The organism is Labilibaculum sp. K2S, from assembly GCF_030372765.1.
In the GTDB taxonomy this organism is placed as follows: Bacteria; Bacteroidota; Bacteroidia; order Bacteroidales; family Marinifilaceae; genus Labilibaculum.
In genome coordinates, this window is record NZ_JAUCMW010000075.1 from 1 (window position 1) to 1023 (window position 1023).

Genomic DNA, 1023 nt, shown 5'->3' on the forward strand with positions numbered 1-1023 from the left:
CATTACTAAATGTATATCAGGAGGAGAAATTATGGGGAGGTTTAAATAATACTTCTTAGATGATTAATAATTGTTATTATTCGATTTAAAGTATATAAAACATAGGCTTATTATATCTTAACTAAATATCAAAGCCTTCACAAAAATATCGTTTTAAAGAAACGGAAAACTAATTTTTCACACACAAAAATTCAAATGGCAAGATTCAAACCCTCCGGAAATGTTTGTGATAATCCCATGCGGTGTTCTGGTGCACCTTGTATTTCTTTTTCAAATTATACTATGGATTCTAAATATAATTTTCGTAAACATACTTTAGTGAACTCTCAAGTGAACACAATTACCTAACCCACAGCAAAGCATTATAAATAAGGACTTTAAATAAAGTCAGAAAACTCCCTCTCTCTCCGCCATGCAGAAATGCAATAGAAGGAAAAGCCTTGTAAACTTAACGTTTACAAGGCTTTCTTCATTTAGTACCGACGCAATTAAACACCTAAAACAGCAATAAAAAGGTGTTGCGTAAGGTGTAGATTGGAAAGCTTAATTTTGCTACACCTCGAACAGATACTAATGCACTGCTATTCACCCTTTTGCTCCCTTCAAAAATCACTCGTTTGCTAGTTTTGACAAATCGTTTTAACACATTCAAAAACCAGTAAATAATGAGACAAACAACTTCTATTTCATTTTTTGCCAGAAAAAAAACCGAACTAAAAAACGGAGAATCTCCAATCTTTGTAAGAATCATTATCGACCGTCAACGATTAGTCATATCTCTTAAAAGAAGTATTGATGCTAAGTTCTGGGATTCTAGTAAAGGTAAATGCAAAGGCAACTCTCTTAAGGCAAAAGAAAACAATCGTTACATTCAACACATGGAACAAAAACTCTTGAAAATCATTACTGATCTTGAAATTCAGGAAGAGCTTTGTTGTAAAAATGTAAAAGCCAGCTTAAATCAGGAATAGTTTAGCCCCGAAAAAGACTGGAGTAAAATTTCAGATTTAAAACAGTTAAATT

The 1023-nt window shown here is 32.3% G+C and carries 1 protein-coding gene; it reads left to right on the forward strand.

Annotated features, from left to right (window positions below; translation table 11 throughout):
* The first annotated feature begins 665 nt into the window (after window positions 1-665).
* Entirely contained in the window at window positions 666-971 is a 306-nt protein-coding gene (locus QUH73_RS20765) for an Arm DNA-binding domain-containing protein (protein ID WP_289532361.1), read from the forward strand.
* Window positions 972-1023 lie beyond the last annotated feature (52 nt).